We start from the raw sequence: 18559 nt of genomic DNA on the forward strand, positions 1-18559 counted from the left end.
CCCGCTTTCACTACTCGCTTTTTTCGGCGGCGGCGAAGCCGCCGCCGAAAAAGAGCTCAGACATGCCGTTCAATCGGGGCTATGGTAAGTTTTTTCTTGCAAAAACCCGATGAAAATCATTATTTTTGATCTTTAAAATACAGAAAAATGTTCCAGATCAGAAAAGCAACAGAAAATGATACTCCCGTTATATTTGATTTAATTAAAAAACTGGCGGTCTATGAAAAATTGGAAAATGATGTCATCACCTCTGTTGAAGAACTCAGAAAGAATATATTCAGCAATAATTTCGCGAAAGTTTTAATCGCTGAAGAAGACGGAAACCCCGTGGGATTTGCGCTCTATTTTTACAATTTTTCCACCTTTGTCGGCAAGCCGGGGATTTATCTTGAAGATTTATTTGTAGAGCCTGAACACCGCGGAAAAGGCTACGGAAAGTCCCTGCTGATCGAATTGGCAAAAATAGCAAAAGACGAAAACTGCGGCCGCTTCGAATGGTCGGTACTGGACTGGAATACGCCATCTATCGAATTCTACAAAGCATTGGGAGCCAAACCGATGGAAGAATGGACAGTTTTCCGGCTGGATGCAGCCGGAATATCAGATTTGGCGGAAAAATAATGAATTAAAGAATCTTCGCAACCTCGCCGCAAAGCCATTCCAGCATTTCGCGGTCTTCGTTCGTGAAAGGATTCAAAGTGTGGGAATCAATATCGATCTGCCCGATGTTTTCACCGTCTTTAATAATCGGAACCACGATTTCTGCTTTGGTATCGATGGAACAGCTTAAGTAATTGTCCTGTTCATGGACATCAGGAACTACGAATGTCTCATTGGAAACAGCCACCTGTCCGCAAATTCCTTTTCCGAAAGGAATAACGGTGTGATCGGTTTCAGCACCCACATAAGGACCTAAAATCAATTCCTCTTTATCACCGTTTTTAAAGTAAAATCCTGTCCAGTTAAAGTACGGGATTTCCTGATCGAGGAGGAAACAGATTTTCTGCAGTTTAGCTTCCGTATTATGATTCGGGCTTTCCAGAATAGAGGAAAGTCTTTTTTTGATTTCAGACATGATATTTTTTAAGAAAATTCTTTAAGTTTTAATTCTTCCTTGTAACCGAACATTCCGCGTTCTTTGATCATTTCGGCAACGCCGTCCGGTACCTGTTTTTCCCAGCCGGTTTCGTGATTGGCAATTTTATTGAGGATTTCGCGTGAGTAAATTTCAGAGTAGTCTGGATTATAGTCTTTAATATCCACAATGCGCTGATTCAGTTTGAAATATTTATACAATTCTTTAAGGTTGTCATGAACCTTTAAATTGTTGGAAGTCAGTAGTTCATGGGTTTCAGGATCTTTGTAAGGATATAGATAAACCCTCATATCCTGTTTGAAAAACTTACCGAAAGCCTCCAGAATGCCTCCTGACAGGTTTTTATAGTAATCCTCGTCAAAGACGTCGAGAAGATTGTTAACGCCCATTGCAACGCCTATTTTTCCGTTCGTATAATTGGCAAAATAATCAATAAGACGGTAATATTCTGAGAAATTCGAAATGATGACCGTATAACCTAACTTCGCAAGTACATCAACCCTGTCAAGGAAATCGCGCTCGTCAATATCGCCTGCTGCTCTTAAATTGGAAATGGTAATTTCAAAAAGCACTACTGTTTCTTCAAAACTGCAGTTGGAATCTTTCATGAACATCTCGAGCCCTCTCTCGAACATATCAATATTCACAAGGGTTACAGGGCGGAAACTTCCGCGCACTGCGAAAATGTTTTTCTTATAAAGAATATCCGCAGGAAGCATATTGTTTCCTTCCGGATTGAAAATCACAGCATCAGTCATCCCGTTTTTCACCAGCTGCAGACTCATCAGTCGGTTGTCAACATAAGTAAAAGCAGGTCCGCTGAAATCGATCATATCGATCTCCACATTGTCGGTCGAAATATCATCGTATAAAGATTCAATCAGCTTGCGGGGATTATCTGAGAAATTATAAGCACCGTAAATTAAATTGACCCCAAGACTTCCCAAAGTTTCCTGCTGCAGCGTCGCATCATTTTCCATAAACTTTACGTGGAAAACAATTTCATTATAATCTTCCTTCTCATCGAGCTGAAAACGTAAACCCACCCAGCCGTGACCTTTCATCGTTTTGTTGAAATTGATGGTCGTTACCGTATTGGCATAGGAAAAGAATTTTCTGCCTGGGTTGTTTTCCCGCGTCAGCCGTTCTTCAATTAACGAAACTTCATACCGGAGCATCTTACGGAGACGGTTTTGCGTAACATATCTGTTCTTGGCTTCCTTTCCGTAAATGGCATCACTGAAATCTTTGTCATATGCCGACATCGCTTTTGCGATCGTGCGCGACGCGCCACCGGCTCGGAAAAAATGCCGAACAGTTTCCTGACCGGCGCCAATCTCGGCAAAAGTTCCGTAAATATTGGCGTCTAAATTAATGGCTAAAGCTTTCTGTTTGGGTGTCAGTTGTTGATTAAGCACGGGCAATTTTAATTTTGCGTAAAATTAAGAATTATTCACGCAATAACATAATTTTTCTTGCAGATGCTCGTAAGTAGGGCACATGATCTTTGTCTTATATGCATTGGAAAAGATTCGCATAAAACTGATAGGGAAGAGTTGCCGAAATTTCATTATTTGTTAAGAGAGTAAGTGCTATTTTACTATTTTTACAGATAAATAACAGTCATTAAGATATGAAGTTGAAATTTTTAGGAACCGGTACTTCGCAGGGGATTCCTGTCATTGGCTGCCATTGTGAAGTTTGCACATCATCAGATCCCAGAGATAAACGTTACCGTTCGTCGGCTTTGGTCACTACAGATGGCGGCAAAAAAATTCTGATCGACTGTGGTCCGGATTTCCGGATGCAGATGCTGGATAATAAAGAAGACCATCTGGACGCAATTCTGCTAACCCACGAACATAACGACCATGTGATCGGGTTGGACGACGTGAGACCTTTGATTTTCCGCACCGGAAAAGATGTATCCCTGTACTGCGTCAAAAGAGTTGGTGATGAAGTAAAGCAGAGGTTTTCGTACGCATTTGCCAATGTGAAATATCCCGGTGCTCCTTCTTTTGAAATGCACGAAATCGATAAAGAGTTCAGTCTGTTTGATGCCGAAGTGATTCCTGTAGAAGTGATGCATTATAAGATTCCGATATTGGGTTTTAAGTTTAAGAATCTCGCATATATTACGGATGCAAGTTATATTTCAGAGATCGAAAAGGAAAAACTGAAGAATCTGGATTATTTGATACTGAACTGTATCCGAAAGGAGAACTTTCACCCTGCACACTTCATTTTACCGCAGGTTTTGGAACTTTTTGAGGAACTGAAACCTAAGAAAATGTATCTTACGCATATTTCCCACCATCTAGGCAGGCATGGTGAAACACAGAGTGAACTTCCTGAAAACGTGTATCTTGCTAATGACGGACTGGAGCTGGATTTTTAATGTAGTAAAATTTAGTTTTCAGATTCTCAGATCAATGCGGCTCAACTTCGCATTAATATTGAAAAATTATCATAAATAGTTTTTCGGAAATAAAAAAAATTCTATATTTGCACACCAATTTAAAGCTGCCCGGTTGGCGGAATTGGTAGACGCGCTAGACTCAAACTCTAGTATCGAAAGATGTGCCGGTTCGATTCCGGCACCGGGTACAAAACCTCTGTTTCATTGCAGAGGTTTTTTTGTGCGATCATCTGTCTATATATTAGATGAGGGCGTAAATCAGACTGAAAGAGTTTAATATTAGTTTGGCTTCATAACGTCCACCGGTCCAAACATTTAATTCCTATTAATATATGTGCCTAAATAACTAAAATTTATTAATAAACGTCATTCAGCACAATTCTTTCTATAAATATATCTTTTATTTTCACATATTTATATTCTTTGATATGACTTCTGTCACGCTTTATTAAATGGATGTTTAAAATTCTTTTTAACATTATTTAACGTTGCATTCTTTTTTTTAAGTATAAACTATAAATTATTTCATATTTTAGTAAATTATTAAATAATATACGGTTTTTATTGTTTATAATTTAATCATCTTCCGCAATAAGATATATGTCATATGAATTTAAAGCTGTTTTATTATGGATTTGATAAATATCGTTCTATCTTTGTAGTACAAAATAAGGGAACAGATAAATAACGATAATTATTAAATTTTAGAAACATGAAAAATTTAGCAAACTTCAAAATCTTGGTTTTAGCATTCGGACTTTTTTCCGGCCTTGTAGCTGCACAGAAAATTAGCAGTAAAACAGTTAAAACTACCGTTACAGGAACTTCAACCATGCACGACTGGTCTATGACTTCCACAGCAGGATCTTTCTCCGGAAACGTTGCAGGAAACACCATTACCGATATTACTTACGGAATGGGTTCTAAGACACTAAAAAGCGGAAAAGGAGCAATGGACAGCAATGCTTATAAAGCGCTGCAAGCTGACAAGTATCCTAACATCACTTTTACTGCGACTTCTGTAAATATGGGTAAAGGAACAATGACAGGAAAACTTACAGTGACCAACGTAACTAAAACAGTAAGCTTCCCGGTAACTGTAGCCAAAAGCGGTAACAATTACACCATCACAGGAACAGAATCTATCAAATTAACTGATTACGGAGTGACTCCACCATCATTTATGATGAACACTGTGAAAACTGGTAACGATGTGAAAATCACAGTAAATGTGGTAGCCAACTAATTTAAATATAAAAATTAAAATTTTAAGAATATGAAAACTATGTTAATGAGAGCTTCAATGCTTGCAGTACTGTTCTCCGGAGTAAGTGTACTAAACGCTCAGGAAACTACAACTTCAATGAGAGACTATCTGGCTCCGGAAAAAACAACCCGTAACATCTTTGAAGATCCAAAAGGAGAATCTCCTGAGTATGATGGAGTACAAGTTTCAGTAGGCGGCGATTTCGCTTTACAGTTCCAGGCTTTGGATCATTCCACAAAAGCAGCTTTAGGTAAAGATTATGTACTCAATACAATGGGTAGCGATTTCAACTTGCCGACTGCGAATTTAGATATCAACGCTTACCTTGCAAAAGGAGTGAAAATGCATTTGAGAACTTATCTTTCTGCACGTCACCACAACGAAGCTTGGGTAAAAGGAGGATATATCCAGGTTGACAATCTTGACTTTATTTCTAAAGGATTTTTGGAAAATGTAATGAAAGATGTTAGACTGAAAGTGGGTATGGACGAAATCAACTTCGGGGATGCACATTTCAAAAGAACTGATAATGCTGAAGCAATCAACAATTCATTTGGTGAAAACAACATCATGGATTCCTTTACAACACAGGCATTCGGAGAGGTTTATTACTACAAAAACGGTTTCATGGGTATGTTAGGGGTTTCTAATGGTAAACTTAACCAGACTGCTACTAAAGGAACTGCCGACAACAAACCGTCTATCTATGCAAAATTAGCATATGACAAACAGATTCAGGAGGATTTAAGATTGAGATTATCCGGATCAGTAATTAAAACCAACGGTTTAAGCACTAACGGTAAATTATACGGAGATGACAGAGCGGGTTCAAGATATTATTATCTTTTATTGGTAACCAACACCGCAAACAGTGCGTTATCTGATGCAATGGGTACTTCAAATCAGGCAACTGGTAGATTTGACCCTGGTTTCAAAGAAATGACAGCTGTTCAGATTAACCCATTCGTTAAATACAAAGGTTTGGAATTCTTCGGAACATACGAATATGTAACCGGTAACAAATTGCTCAACGCTACTACTAAGAGAGATTCAGATGGTACTTATAACCAGTATGCAGGAGAGTTATTGTACAGATTCGGTGGAAAAGAACAGTTCTACTTAGGAGGAAAATACAACTCTATTAACGGTAAAGATTTTGATGGAGCTGCAGAAAGAAAAATCGACAGATTCAACATCGCAGGCGGTTGGTTTATGACTAAAAACGTTCTTGCTAAAGTGGAATATGTAACTCAGAAATACAACGAAAGCACTGTATGGGATGTAATGGATACCTCAGTACCAAAACAACAGAAATCAGCACTTTCAGGAGGTAAATTCAATGGAATTATGTTCGAAGCAACCATAGGTTTCTAATTTTTAATATTTCTTTGGAAAGGGGTTTTGTTCAAACCCCTTTCTTTTTAAAAAGCCATGAAAAATAAACTCATCATATTGCTGCTAAGTATCTTCCCGGTGCTTCTGTTCTCCCAAAACAACGGAGTGGAAATTACAGGATGGACCAACGTAAGTACTTTCAAATGCACGAATGACAATTTCAAGAACTCAGGTTCGATCTACTCATTCAGCGGAAACCAACTTCCAAATGTGCAGCTGCAGGTTAACGATTTCGACTGCAGAAACAAAATGATGACTTCGGATTTCCGGAAAACCCTGAACTCAGAAAAATATCCGGTATTAACCATTAAATTTCTGAATTTCCGAAAAACGACAGCCAACAGATTTTCAGCGACCGTAGAAGTGAAAATGATGACGGTAACCAAAAAATATGCAATCGAATTCAGTGAGTATAACAACAGCCTACTTGGCAACAAAAGGTTGAAGTTTTCAGATTTCAATATCATACCGCCGAAAAAAATGGGAGGCATTGTTTATGTGAAAGACGAAATCGATTTATTTTTCAGTTTGGCCATTAAAGATTAAATAAGACCTAAAAAAAATATTAAAAACGCATCACCACAAATTCAATCAAATTAAATTTTTTCATAATTGATGTCTTTTGATAGTAAACTCCCTTATTGCGGGAGTTTTTTTATGGGTAATGCTGAAAAATTCCACGGTCGGTGGGAGTCCAAAGCGCCGCTTTTTGTCCGGCTGCTTTCAGACCGCTGTTCGTCCAGGTATTGCAGGTTTCAAGGAAATTATAACTTCCTTTAGCATCATAAAAAGCGTCATTTTTTCCGTAAACCGCATCCGTTTTGATGAGGATTGGCTTTCCGTTTTGGTCGCGGTCAAATTTATTCCGGATGAAATGTATTAAATCTAAATACTGCTGATGGGTCAAAGTCAGTTTTTTGCAGTCTTTACCTTCAGTCATTTTAGCGTAAAAGGTACAGTGCATCGCAGATTCGCCCAGCCAGAATGCAGCTTTAAAAGCCGTTGAAAATTTCAGTTCTGCCCAGGTTGGGGTATCGAGATAGAAACCTTTATCGCCCCAACCGATGGAAAGGTAATTGAAATCGGTCCTTTTTGAAATCGTGTTATCGAAAGGTATTTCTTTGCTCCAGTCGATTTCCGCAGATTTTATCGGAACAACCAGATCTGTATGAACACCGTTTGTCAGAATGTATACGGTAATATTCTGGGGTTCAGAAACAGGTTTTTTCGCAATTTCGATATAAGGAATTAAAAATCCGCAGAGAACATAAACGGCGATTACACCAATAATCGCCCAAATTGTTTTAAGAATGACGAGAACGGTTTTCTTCATTTTTCAAATGTAATAAAAAATTAATATTTAATTATTCGCAGAGTATTGTTGTATCTGAAAATAATTATTACATTTAATCATCACAAAAACGATGATATATGCCAAAAAACTCTAAAACGGTTAAAAGATTCAAAATCCGTGTAAAAAAAGCACCAAAAAGAACTCAGAAAAGACACTGATTTTTGCAGGATTTTTTTCTCCAAAATCACTGTCAGTTTTAACGGAAAGTGTTCGTGAATAATCAGGCAAGCTTTAATAAAATTTAGTTACAAAGTTGTTTGCCTGTATCGGAAACCGAAAATTTCCGGAAGCATTACTATCCTAAGAATTCAATGTTTCGCTTCAACCCTGCAAACTTTGTCCTTTTTACTGGGGACTTTCGGAAAATTTCCGAGAACAGCTCCTGCGTCAGTTCTTTCCAGTCCTCCTTTCTGTAATTTTTAAGAAAATCATTAGGTTTGAATTTTTCCTGGTGATGAGGTGATGAAAAGCGGTTCCAGGGACACAAATCTTGACAGATATCACAGCCGAACATCCAGTCTTCCATCTTGTCTCTGAAACTTTCAGGGATCTCGGTTTTAAGCTCGATTGTTGCGTAGGAGATGCACTTGCTTCCGTCGATTATTTTGTCAGAGACAATAGCATCTGTTGGGCAGGCCTCAATACATTTTGTGCAGGTTCCGCAGTGATCGGTAGTTGCGTAATCTTCCTGAAGTTCCAGATCACAGATGATTTCCGCCAGAAAATAAAAGGAACCGCTCTGTTTGGTGATGAGGTTGGCATTTTTTCCCACCCAGCCAATTCCGGATTTTCTTGCCCAGCTTCTCTCCAGAACCGGCGCCGAATCGGTAAAAACCCTGCAGTGAAAATCGCCAATTTCTTCCTTAAGTTCAGCAACCATTTCCTGCAGGATTTCTTTGATGATTTCATGATAATCCTGGCCGTAAGCATATTTTGAAATCTTATAGGTTTCAAAAGCTGAAATCTTTTCTTCCGGGAAATAGTTATAGGAAAGCGAAATCACCGATTTGGAACCTTCTACCAAAATAGTAGGATCCAGCCTTTTATCGAAATGGTTTTCCATGTAGGACATTTCCCCGTGATAATTTTTACTCAGCCAGCTTTCAAGTGGACGTGCGTCTTCCTCAAGAAATCCTGCTTTGGAAATCCCACAGTTCTGGAAGCCAAACTTTTTCGCTTTGGCTTTAATGAGTGCTGAATATTTTTCTGGTAATGCGTTCATTTTTATTAGTGCAAAACTAACATTATTTCATAAATTTGTCTTAGAAATGCTGATGAAGGTTAATGTTTTAGAATTCAATCTTCAGAAAGCTTTTAAAGATAACCTTAAATTAAATTATTATGTCATTAGTAGAGGTATTACAGTCAGGAAACTATCACTTAATCGATGTCCGCGAGCCTATGGAGTTGGAAATGGATGGCCATATTGAAGCAGCGCAGAATATCCCTTTAGGGGAACTGGAAGACAGAAAGCAGGAAATTCTGAACCTGAGTGGATTTAAAATTTTCTTTTGCAGAAGCGGAAACAGAAGCGGAAAAGCAGTGGATTATTTCAAATCAGAAGGAATGACAGATGTTTATAATGGCGGAGGTTACGAAACAATGAAAGAAACTTTAGAAAGTTTGTAAACTTTAATATAGAAATTGGAAGAGTCAGATTGAAGAATCTGGCTCTTTTTTTTGCTCACAAATTAAAAATTCGGAGAATTATACTTAAAAAATGAATGCAGAATATAAATGGATGTTTAATTTTTTGGCTGTGATTATCAGTTGCTTAAAGCTGGTTTGTGTCCCGGATGATAATGCTGATAAGGGTTTTGGCACGATTTTGACAAGGAACTAACCTGTAAAACTTAAAATTTAAAATTATGAATTCAATGAAGAAAACAATCCTAGCATTAGGATTAATGTCAGCAGGTTTAGTTAGTGCACAGAATGCAGATATGAGAAACATGATTAAAGTAGGAGTAAATGGCGGTTTGGCAGTTCCTGCTGAAAATGCCGGCGGAAATTTAGGTTTGGACGTTTCTTATCAGAATCTTGTTACTCCCGGATTTGGTTTAGGTATCGCAACCGGTTATAGCCATTTCTTTGGAAAATCCAACACGGTAAACGGTGTAAACATTGATAACAATGATTTCGGCGTAGTTCCTGTAGCAGCTTTGATCAGAGTTTATCCTAAACAGTACGGATTTTACCTTGGAACTGATCTAGGTTACGGATTTATCGTGGGCGACAGCAAAGTTGCAGCAAATAATACTACCGACAGACCAGACGGCGGTTTCTATATCAAACCTGAAATAGGATACCACAACGAAGACTGGAATTTCTCCCTGCAATACCAGAAAACTTTCACCGGAAGCAAAGGTGAAATTGGTGATCAGAAATACAACGCCGGTGCAATTGGTGTAGGTGTAGGTTACAACATTCCGTTAGGAAAATAAGAGGAAAACCTCAGTTATATAAATTAAACCTTCTTAATGTCAGTGCTTAAGAAGGTTTTTTATTTTTTCTGATATTTTTTAAAAACAATTATTATCTTTGGTAAATAACATTATTAAAATGGAAACTAAGAATAAATTTAAGCTTTTTTTGCCCGCTATTGCAGAGGAAAGTAATAATAATATCGCTGTGGTTTCGGCCGATATACGGAGCGAAGTAACTTATTTGGCGCTTTATATCACCGAGAATAAAAAGGTGAATTTAAAAAATGAAAGCACCTACGTAACTAAAGATTTCGCTTCATTTTCAGAAATGGTTAACCGCTTTGTTTCAGACTTTTCCCTCTCCAATATTTCCAAAATTGCAGTCGCGGTTCCCGGTCCTGTGATCGGCGGAAAAAGTGTACCGCTGCGTTTGCCGTGGAAACTGGATGCAGAAGAAATTAAAAGAGATACGAATGTCGAGAAAGTTTATCTGATCAACGATTTGGAAGCATCGGCTTACGGCTTGGGAAATGATGATGAAAGCCATTTTCTAACGATTCATCAGTCGGAAGATTTTACACCCGGAAATATCGCGGTTTTAGCGCCAGGCGCTGGTTTGGGAGAATCGGCTTTGTTTTGGGACGGCAACTGTCTGAGACCTTTCGCAACGGAAGGCGGCCACTGTGAATTTTCCCCGAGAACAACCGAAGAAGTGGAATTTTATCACTTTCTGCAGAAGATTTACGGAATTGTAACCTGGGAGTCAGTACTTTCCACTTCAGGTTTATTCAATATTTACCGTTTTCTGAGAGATGTGAAACAGCAGAAACAGCCGGATTGGCTTACAAAGGAAATCGACGCCGGAAACTTTACCCAAGCAGTAATTAACGGCGCTTTGGAAAACAAAGACCGCATCTGCAACATGACTATCGATACTTTTCTCGTTTACCTTGCCCGTGAAGCGAACAGTTTGGTTTTGAAACTGAAAGCAACTGGAGGTTTGTTTCTGACAGGTGAAATTCCGGTGATGCTACAGCGTTATCTGAAAAACGATCTGTTTTACAAAAACTTCATCGTCAGTGATAAAATGGAAGTTTTACTGCAGGATATTCCTATCTACCTGGTAAAAGACGAAAAAACGATTATCAACGGCGCAGCGCTGTATGCCGCTTTTTCTTAAGAACAAAAAAAATAGCAATAATAGACTTCGGCAAATGCCGGAGTTTTTTTATATGCAAGAGGTAGTAAAATAATATTATTATTAAATTTTTTTGAAATATTACCATACATCAAGAGGATATTCGGTTTTCAAAGAATACTTTTGCATCAAGATTTTAACTAAGAAAAAATAAATGAAAAAATTAGCATTATTAGCGGTTTTAGCGGGAGGTTTAGCTTTCGGGCAGTCTAAAAAAGTAGTGGCATCTGATGTTCACTGGTGGGGATATAAAATTGCAAAAACTGAAGCATCTTCGCATGACGGAACAGTAAACGTAAAATCAGGAAACATCGTAATGAAAGGAAACCAGGTTGCTGGCGGATCTTTTGTTTTGGACATGACTTCTATTAACGCAACCGATTTGTCAGGAGAATATCAGACAAAATTAAACGGTCACCTTAAAAACGGAGATTTCTTCGAAGTGGACAAATACCCTACAGCGACTTACACCATTACTTCGGTAAAGAAAAATGACGATAAGATTTATAACTATATCGTAAACGGAAACCTTACAGTAAAAGGAAAAACCAACGCCGTTTCTTTCCCTGCAAAAATTTCTTACAGCAAAGGGGTAGTAAGCCTGGTTTCTAACAAATTTTCTTTCGACAGACAGAAGTTTGATGTAGCTTATAAAGCAGCAATGCAGGATGTTTTGGTAAAAGACGACATCGATATGTTGGTAAAAGTTACCGCAAAATAATTCCTTAAAAATATTTGGATTGAAAGAGCAGGTTTTCCCTGCTCTTTTTTTATTTTTACATTATGAAACTTTACGTGATAAGCGGACTTGGTGCCGATTTCAAAGTTCTGGAGAAACTCAGGTTCCCTGCCCATCTGGAAGTGGTTTTCATTGATTGGCTGATTCCTGAACGCGGCGAAACTTTTCACCGATATGTGGAAAGGATGGCTGAGAAAATTGACGCCTCAGAGCCTTTCTGCCTTTTAGGATATTCCTTTGGCGGCATTATGGTGCAGGAAATTGATAAAATAAAACCTGCAGAAAAAATTGTTATCCTTGGAAGCATAAAATCAGATAAGGAAAAGTCACGTTTCATTAAAGTGGGAGAAATTACCCGTCTTCCCAAATACCTTCCGGAAAATATTTTTACCGAGAAATCTGCTTTGGCTTATTCATTTTTAAGGAAATTTTTCGATCCGAAAAATCCAAAAATCATGGAATACTTTACGGTAAGAAATCCTTATTACCTGAAATGGAGTATTGAAAAAATCGCTGCCTGGAAATTTGACGAAAACCCAAAAGTGATTCAGATTCTGGCAGATAAAGACATTGTTTTTCCAATCAGATATTCAAAACCAAATTACGTGATCGAAAACGGAACACATCTTTTCCCGGCTACAAAACCGCGTGAAGTCTCCGCTATTTTGAATGAAATTTTCAGTTGATTATTTTTTCAGTTTAAAATCTTCGTCTTTCATCATCATTCGTAAAACCATCCATAAGCCTATGATTGCGGCCGCACAGAAAAAAATCATGGCAACACCGGGATAACCCAGAATCGTGAAGGAGGATGGGATTCTCATGAGCAGTGCGGCACCGATAATCAGGGAAGCTACAATTAAACCTATGGAGATTCTGTTTGCGACTTTTTGAAAACCGTCTGTCAGCCTCTGTTCGTCAATGGCGTCTATTTTCAGTTCAAATTCGTTATTGGCAAGCTTTTCTGTGATAATGTTGAGTCTTTGGGGAAGTTTTTCTGCGAGTTTTTTAGCTTCAAGGGCTTCTGCGAAAAAATTATGAGGTTTGAGTTCCTGCATAATTTTTTTCTGCATCATTTTTTCGACATTTCTTTCGATCGCCCGCTGCAGATCATATTCCGGAGTCAGTACAGCTACAATCTGATCCATATTCATCAGGATTTTTCCAAGAATGTTAAGTTCAACCGGAAGTTTAATACCTTTTTCAGCCGCGGTTTTATTCATCTGAATAAGCAGTCTGCCGGTCTGCATGTCCTTGGCGGTTTTATTCTGTGAATCCAAAACGAGGCGGTTAATGGATTTCCTGAAATTCGAAAGGTCTGCCGTTTTATCATATTCGCTCATTTTCAGCAGCTCTTCGGAAGTTTCGTCGCCATTATATTTGCTGATTGCAATGAGTAGTTTTAAAATATTTTCCCGGAGTTCGGGTCCGAATTTAGCCACCATTCCCAGATCCATCAGGGCAATTTTGTGATCTTTGGTAAGATGCACATTTCCGGGATGTGGATCGGCGTGCGCAAAACCGTCCAGAACAACCTGTTTGAGATAACACGCCACGAGATCGTCAATCAGCGGCCGGTAGTTGGTTTCAATTCTTGAAATAGGAGAGATACCGGTGATTTTCTGCCCGTCGATATATTCCATCGTGAGAACTTTCGAGGTAGAATAGCCTGCTATCGGCTGAGGAACGATAATGCGTGGATATTTCTCCATATTTCTTCCCAGAGTCACCAGGTTTTCTGCTTCTTTTACATAATCGAGTTCGTTCAGAAGGATAAACCGGAGTTCATCCAGAATATCATCAACGGCATATTTTTTCGCGGTATTATTATGTTTTACGGCAAAATCGGTAAGTTCTTTTAAAGTGTCAAGATCTTCAATAAAATTTTTTCTGACGCCGGGTCTCTGAATTTTAACGGCAACTTCCTTTCCTGAGCGCAGAACGGCTCTGTGAACCTGGCCGATGGATGCGCTGGCAACAGGCTCAATTTCAAAGCTTTCAAAGGCCTTGGAAATTCTCTGCCCAATCTCTTCTTCAACAATTTTCTGAATCTCGCTGTAGGGAATTTCGTCCACATGGTCCTGCAGTGCTTCGAGGGCTTCCAGATAAGCTTCCGGAATCAGATCGGGTCTGGTGGAAAGCAGCTGTCCGAGTTTAACATAGGTTGGCCCCATTTTTTTTAGGTCTTCCGCCAGTTCTTCGGGCTTTTGGTATTGATATTCTGTGTCATCACTGGTCTGCTCGCTATTAAGTGCGTTGTCGGCTGCAGCTTTAAAAACATCACTGTTCCAGTATTTCAGGATGAAGGAGATAAATTTTGAATAGGTATTGAATTTTTCAGGGATTGTCGCCATATTTTCATGTTTGAAATTATCGTTACAAAAACTGTGCTTAAGCTCTGATTTTTTATTTGGTCAATTAAAATTTCAAATGGCATTTCTAATCTGGTGAGAAATTCCCTTAAAATTTTCCGTAGTTCAAGAGTATAGGAAACTATATCCCGTCAAAGCTGAAATCTACATTGGGTTTTTTCTTTTTTATAAAGAGGTAAAGTTCGGCTGCCAGTAACATTCCGATGGTCGGACAAAGCATATAAAGCCAAAAATCAGTATAAATATGTGCAGGAACTGCACTTGCAATGGTTCTTGCCGGATTCATTCCAAACCCGGAAACCGGCCCGGCGATATACACATAAATTCCGACCAAAACAGCAGATGCATAGGGAACAGCATTTTTAAACCGCGTATCCGAAACGAACAAAACCATTGCAATCATTAGAAATGCGGTGAAGGTCTCCATCGTTGCAGCTTCAGTTATTGAAATGGTTTTCCCCGGAACGGTGACCGCAAAATTTACCGGAGGATCTGTTAAAAACCTGCCCATCAGAAATGACATGATATACACCGCCAGCATGCCGCCAATCGTTTGAAAGACAGAGTACCATATTAAATTTTCCAGGCTCAGCTGGCCAAGTCTCCACCGCATAATGCTGACAGAAGGATTGATAAATGCGCCAGAAGGAGAGGTTAACGGTGACAAGAAAATAAAAAGTGCCGTTGTTCCCATCGCCGCTGCCATGATGAATAACCTGATTTTGGGATTAGGTATTGCAGCATTTAAGGCAGAACCGTGATGTTCCAGCAGTCCGGAAAAAAAACAGGCAGATACCATAAACAGGAAAAGTCCCAAACCCTCCATCAGGAAAAAACGGTAGTTGGATTTTAAAACTTTTAGCAAGGTTTGAAGGTTTAAATTAAATTTTTTAAATATTCGCCCACCCGGATTGCATTGGCAATAATTGTCAGAGACGGATTTACAGCGCCTGAACTGGGAAAAAAGGAGCCGTCAACCACATATAAATTATCAATTTCGTGAGTTTTACAGTTGATGTCAAGCACAGAAGTTTCAGGATTGTCGCCAAAACGCAGAGTTCCGACCTGATGGGCAACTCCTGCAAGTGGAATCTTTTTGCTGATGTTAATGTTTTCAGGCAAAAACTTTATTTCGTCTTCAATTTCCGTTAATATTTTTGAGAACTTTTTGATCAGTCTGTTAAATCCGTCTTCGTTATTTTCGGTGTAATTCAGCTGAACTTGTCCTTTATTCCATAAAACGCGGTTTTCATAATCGGGTAAGTCTTCGCCGGTAAACCACCAGTCCACCGAATGTTGCGACATTTCGTCAAGGAATTTTCCAGGGGTAAAAATGGGTGCATCGTCTTTCAGCATGTACCGGTTGCTTTTTCCCATCAGCTGCACGGTTCCCATAGGGAATTCAAAATCTTCATCACCGAAATAAAAATCAGTAACCGCAAGGGTTTTCTGAAATTTAGTTCTGTTTTCCTTGGTGGAAATGGCAAGCATTGCCGCATTTTGATGTTTCATAAAATTCCGGCCAACCTGATCGCTTTTATTGGCCAAACCATTAGGGTGTTTCTCATTGGCAGATTTTAAAAACAAAAGTGCAGAATTGATGGCACCACAGGAAACAATCACGGTTTCAGCGGAAAAAATCTGTTTTTCATTCTGGAGATAAGTTTCCACTCCTACAATTTTGTTTCCTTCATCGTTGGTCAGAAGTCTTTCTGCCATTGCTTCTGTAAGCAGATTGACATTTTCTTTTTTCATTATCGGACGGATGCAGTTGATGTCCGCATCGGCTTTGGCATGAATTAAACAGGGAAAACCATCGCAGGTATCACATTTTATACACTGGCTTTCAAGCGGATTTCTTTCATTTAATTTAATCCCCAACGGAATATCAAACGGTTTCAATCCGTAATTTTTCAGTGCTGTCCGGATGTCAGCGATTCTGGGTTCATCCAAAACCGCTTCGAAAGGAAAAGGTTCTGATCTGAAAGGCTCCGTCGGATCTTCTCCGCTTTTACCATGCACATCGTACAGTTTTTCTGCTTTGTCATAGAATTTTTCGAAATCCTTATATTTTATAGGCCAGGACGGGGAAACTCCTGCGCAATGCTGTATTTCTTCAAAATCTTTTTCGCGGAGCCGGAACAAAGCCGCACCGTAAACTTTGGTATTTCCACCCACCCAATATCCGGTTCCGGGATGGATGCTTTCGCCATTTTTATCCTTCCAAACCTCTTTTGTATGATAGCGTTCTTCGCCGAAAACGGCAACCGAATCCCAGTTTTCCTTTTCTTGGGGAAGAAATTTCCCGCGCTCTAGGATCAATATTGATTTGCCTGAATCTGCCAGGATTTGTGCAATAGTGCCGCCGCCCGCTCCGGTTCCGATGATGATATAATCGTAATGTGTTTTCATCTATTATTAACTTATTATCAAAATCAGGTCCTGGATGATTATTTTTAAAAACTTTTTAGTATTTAAGTACTGCAGTTAGATGGAAATGTAAATCTCAAAAGTGGTTTTATTGATATTTTTAATTTTACCGGCCCTGATTTTTCTTTTGTTTTTCAAGTTTTTTAAAATATCCTCTGAACAGAAAATTGTGTTTCAGAGCCTCGAGATTCTGGTTAAGATTATAACTCGCTTTATTGATATTTACCATCGTAGAATCGATGTTTTTAACCAGCGTAGAGTCGTTCGACAGGTAATTGATGGCTCCCTTTCCTTCCTTTGCGTTACGGATCGTGGCATTCAAGTTGTCTACCGTTCTGTTGATGCTTGCGGAGGATTGGTCGAGATTTATGATGACTTTTTTTACTTTATTGGCAACAGCGGTATCTTTCAGAACGCCTATTACATTTTCTTTCCTGTCGAGCCCGGAAATCATTTGGTTCAGCTGACTGATCGTTCGCGTAGTTCCACGGCTTGTATTTTTCAGATAGGCAATACTTGCTCTGAGTTCGCTGACGCTGATTTTCAGATCTTTTCCCATATCCTGATCATTCAGCAAAATGCCTAACGGTCCGTGTCCTCCATTAATTTTATCAGAAATTTCCAGAAAATTTTTGGTGATCATCTGGGCATTAGTGTTGGTTTTGCTCAGGGTTTTGAGTAAATCGTCGGTGCTTACTTTTCGGTCTGTTTTAATGAGATCTCCGCTCGTAACGCCGGGCTGATTTCCGCTTCCGGGGATGATATTAATGACCATGTTTCCCACCAGTCCGTCGGTTCCGATACTTGCATGTGCATCTTTTTTAATGAAACGGAAAACGTCTTTTTCGATCACCATTTCCACGCTGATCAGGGTGTCGCTGATGATTTCTATCTCTTTAACGGAACCGGCATTGATCCCCGAAAACCGCACTGCGTTACCAGGCTGTAAACCGCTCACGTTATTGAAGTTGGCTCTCAATGTTTCGGTTTTTCCAAAAATCTGCTGTTTGCTGCCGATATAATAAATGGCCAGGATAAAAATTATTAATCCGATGAGGACAAATAAACCGAGCCTTAGTTTTTGTGATACTGACTTTTCCATTTTCAATAAGTTATTTAAAAAACGCCTGCACTTCCGGATCTTTGGATCTGGAAAGTTCCTCAAAGGTGCCTTCGGCGTAATTTTTTCCGTCAATTAATAAAATCATTCTATTGGAAATCACTCTTGCACAGTCTACGTCATGGGTTATGATAATTGAGGAAGTATTGTATTTTTTCTGGACAGATTTCATGAGAATAATAATCTCTTTTGCTGTAATCGGATCCAGACCTGTGGTAGGTTCATCATAAATAATGATTTTGGGCTGCAGGATCAGTGTTCGCGCGAGTGCGATTCTCCGCTTCATGCCGCCGGAAAGCTCACTGGGCATCAAATCAATTGAATGGGCCAATCCAACATTTTCCAGGGCTTCAACAACAAGTGGAGTAGGATCTTTCAGGATACCGAATTTTTTGGTATGTCTTCTCAATGGAAATTCTAGATTTTCTCTCACCGACATGGAGTCATACAGTGCGCTTCCCTGAAAAAGAAAACCGACTTCAGTGCGGAGATCATCCAGTTCTTCATGGTTCAGAAGATCTGTTTCTTTTCCCATAATTTCAATGGTGCCGCTGTCCGGGATTTCTAAACCGATTAAACATTTAATCATTACTGATTTCCCAGCTCCGGATTTTCCCATCACCACTAAGTTTTCACCTTCAAATAAGGTGAGATTGAAATGGTCGAGCACAACATTTTCCCCGAATCTTTTTCCCAGATTTTTTATATTGATTAACGGCGTTATTTGGTGATCTGTTTTCATT

General features: G+C 39.1%; 19 protein-coding genes and 1 tRNA gene. 11 read left to right on the plus strand and 9 right to left on the minus strand.

From position 1 onward, the window contains the following. The first annotated feature begins 147 nt into the window (after positions 1 to 147). Positions 148 to 621: a GNAT family N-acetyltransferase gene (locus tag KSK37_RS02370; protein ID WP_217199226.1), complete on the plus strand. Its 474-nt coding sequence runs from the start codon at positions 148 to 150 to the stop codon at positions 619 to 621. Positions 622 to 625: 4 nt separating this feature from the next. Here KSK37_RS02370 and KSK37_RS02375 read toward each other — a convergent pair whose 3' ends face one another. Beyond that, complete coding sequence (locus KSK37_RS02375; protein ID WP_217199228.1) at positions 626 to 1075, minus strand: GAF domain-containing protein; 450 nt, start codon at positions 1073 to 1075, stop codon at positions 626 to 628. An 8-nt stretch (positions 1076 to 1083) separates the two neighbouring features. Further along, positions 1084 to 2520, minus strand: coding sequence for a nicotinate-nucleotide adenylyltransferase (locus tag KSK37_RS02380; protein WP_088358069.1), 1437 nt, complete (start codon positions 2518 to 2520; stop codon positions 1084 to 1086). Between the two features lie 209 nt (positions 2521 to 2729). Between KSK37_RS02380 and KSK37_RS02385 the strand changes: the two genes are divergently transcribed. From KSK37_RS02385 to KSK37_RS02405, 5 genes are all read left to right on the plus strand, one after another. Further along, entirely contained in the window at positions 2730 to 3494 is a 765-nt protein-coding gene (locus tag KSK37_RS02385; RefSeq protein ID WP_217199229.1) for an MBL fold metallo-hydrolase, read from the plus strand. Between the two features lie 127 nt (positions 3495 to 3621). Then, positions 3622 to 3703, plus strand: a tRNA-Leu gene (locus tag KSK37_RS02390). Between the two features lie 524 nt (positions 3704 to 4227). Beyond that, complete coding sequence (locus KSK37_RS02395) at positions 4228 to 4761, plus strand: YceI family protein (protein WP_217199231.1); 534 nt, start codon at positions 4228 to 4230, stop codon at positions 4759 to 4761. Between the two features lie 30 nt (positions 4762 to 4791). Continuing rightward, entirely contained in the window at positions 4792 to 6156 is a 1365-nt protein-coding gene (locus tag KSK37_RS02400) for a hypothetical protein (RefSeq protein WP_088358066.1), read from the plus strand. A gap of 57 nt (positions 6157 to 6213) precedes the next feature. Further along, positions 6214 to 6723 carry a YceI family protein gene (locus KSK37_RS02405; protein WP_217199233.1) on the plus strand — a complete coding sequence of 170 codons (510 nt, stop codon included), beginning with the start codon at positions 6214 to 6216 and terminating at the stop codon, positions 6721 to 6723. A gap of 109 nt (positions 6724 to 6832) precedes the next feature. Here the strand turns inward: KSK37_RS02405 and KSK37_RS02410 are convergent, their stop codons facing one another. Both KSK37_RS02410 and queG read right to left on the minus strand, forming a co-directional pair. Next, positions 6833 to 7510, minus strand: coding sequence for a TIGR02117 family protein (locus tag KSK37_RS02410; RefSeq protein WP_217199234.1), 678 nt, complete (start codon positions 7508 to 7510; stop codon positions 6833 to 6835). A 316-nt stretch (positions 7511 to 7826) separates the two neighbouring features. Next, on the minus strand, positions 7827 to 8753 hold the full coding sequence (queG, locus tag KSK37_RS02415; protein ID WP_217199236.1) for a tRNA epoxyqueuosine(34) reductase QueG: 927 nt from the start codon (positions 8751 to 8753) through the stop codon (positions 7827 to 7829). Positions 8754 to 8872: 119 nt separating this feature from the next. On the opposite strand from queG, the gene KSK37_RS02420 reads away from it, so the two are divergent. The 5 genes from KSK37_RS02420 to KSK37_RS02440 all read left to right on the plus strand — a co-directional run bounded on the left by KSK37_RS02420 (position 8873) and on the right by KSK37_RS02440 (position 12580). Further along, complete coding sequence (locus KSK37_RS02420) at positions 8873 to 9160, plus strand: rhodanese-like domain-containing protein (protein WP_088358062.1); 288 nt, start codon at positions 8873 to 8875, stop codon at positions 9158 to 9160. Positions 9161 to 9399: 239 nt separating this feature from the next. Continuing rightward, positions 9400 to 9975, plus strand: a complete 576-nt coding sequence (locus KSK37_RS02425; protein WP_217199237.1) for a porin family protein — start codon at positions 9400 to 9402, stop codon at positions 9973 to 9975. A gap of 118 nt (positions 9976 to 10093) precedes the next feature. After that, positions 10094 to 11137, plus strand: coding sequence for a glucokinase (locus KSK37_RS02430; RefSeq protein ID WP_217199238.1), 1044 nt, complete (start codon positions 10094 to 10096; stop codon positions 11135 to 11137). Between the two features lie 172 nt (positions 11138 to 11309). Then, complete coding sequence (locus KSK37_RS02435) at positions 11310 to 11876, plus strand: YceI family protein (RefSeq protein ID WP_088358060.1); 567 nt, start codon at positions 11310 to 11312, stop codon at positions 11874 to 11876. Between the two features lie 62 nt (positions 11877 to 11938). Then, positions 11939 to 12580: an alpha/beta hydrolase gene (locus tag KSK37_RS02440; RefSeq protein ID WP_217199239.1), complete on the plus strand. Its 642-nt coding sequence runs from the start codon at positions 11939 to 11941 to the stop codon at positions 12578 to 12580. Here the strand turns inward: KSK37_RS02440 and KSK37_RS02445 are convergent, their stop codons facing one another. The 5 genes from KSK37_RS02445 to KSK37_RS02465 form a co-directional block, all read right to left on the minus strand. After that, positions 12581 to 14248 (minus strand): ABC1 kinase family protein, encoded by a 1668-nt coding sequence (locus tag KSK37_RS02445; protein ID WP_217199240.1) that lies wholly within the window; start codon positions 14246 to 14248, stop codon positions 12581 to 12583. It abuts the gene before it with no gap. 139 nt (positions 14249 to 14387) lie between these two features. Further along, positions 14388 to 15131 (minus strand): aquaporin, encoded by a 744-nt coding sequence (locus KSK37_RS02450; RefSeq protein ID WP_217199241.1) that lies wholly within the window; start codon positions 15129 to 15131, stop codon positions 14388 to 14390. Positions 15132 to 15142: 11 nt separating this feature from the next. Further along, entirely contained in the window at positions 15143 to 16678 is a 1536-nt protein-coding gene (locus KSK37_RS02455; protein WP_217199242.1) for a GMC oxidoreductase, read from the minus strand. A 124-nt stretch (positions 16679 to 16802) separates the two neighbouring features. After that, positions 16803 to 17798: an MlaD family protein gene (locus tag KSK37_RS02460; RefSeq protein ID WP_217199244.1), complete on the minus strand. Its 996-nt coding sequence runs from the start codon at positions 17796 to 17798 to the stop codon at positions 16803 to 16805. Between the two features lie 10 nt (positions 17799 to 17808). Further along, positions 17809 to 18558, minus strand: a complete 750-nt coding sequence (locus tag KSK37_RS02465; RefSeq protein WP_088358054.1) for an ABC transporter ATP-binding protein — start codon at positions 18556 to 18558, stop codon at positions 17809 to 17811. Between the last annotated feature and the right edge of the window lies 1 nt (position 18559).

It is taken from the genome of Kaistella soli (assembly GCF_019038595.1).
GTDB lineage: Bacteria > Bacteroidota > Bacteroidia > Flavobacteriales > Weeksellaceae > Kaistella > Kaistella soli.